A 529-nucleotide genomic window follows, 5' to 3' on the forward strand; every position below is an offset into this window, starting at 1 on the left:
GGCGTTATGCGTATTTCGGAGGTAATAATGAAACATCAGGGAAGGCTGTTTTTCTTTTGTGGGAAAATGGGAGCAGGGAAATCTACAAAATCGAAGGTTGTAGCTATTGATAATAATGCAGTATTAATATCAGAAGATGAGTGGCTATCGGCTCATTTTCCTAATCAAATCCAAACATTCGATGATTACATTCAGTTTTCAGGTGCGATTAAGCCTTTTATAAAAAGTCATGTCCAAAATCTTTTGAAAGTGGGCACAAATGTCGTTATGGATTTTCCCGCGAATACAGTAAAACAAAGGTTATGGTTTACTTCACTTTGCTCAGAGTTGAATTGTAAGCACGAGTTAATCTATTTAGATTTAACTGATAGTCAGTGTTTATATCAAATAGAAAAACGTCGTATCGAACAACCAGAGAGAGCTGGCTTTGATACAGAGGCTGTTTTTCATCATGTTACTCAATATTTTGAGCCGCCGAGTGCAGATGAAAGTTTAAATATAGTGTTGCCAGAAAAATACGCATAACAAA

Annotated in this window: 1 protein-coding gene; it reads left to right on the forward strand. The window is 36.1% G+C overall.

Annotated features, from left to right (window positions below; translation table 11 throughout):
• Positions 1-525: AAA family ATPase (locus PVK63_RS19915; protein ID WP_274440985.1), on the forward strand; the 525-nt coding region annotated here is incomplete at its 5' end.
• Positions 526-529 lie beyond the last annotated feature (4 nt).

This window comes from Aliivibrio sp. S2TY2 (assembly GCF_028765525.1).
GTDB lineage: Bacteria > Pseudomonadota > Gammaproteobacteria > Enterobacterales > Vibrionaceae > Aliivibrio > Aliivibrio finisterrensis_A.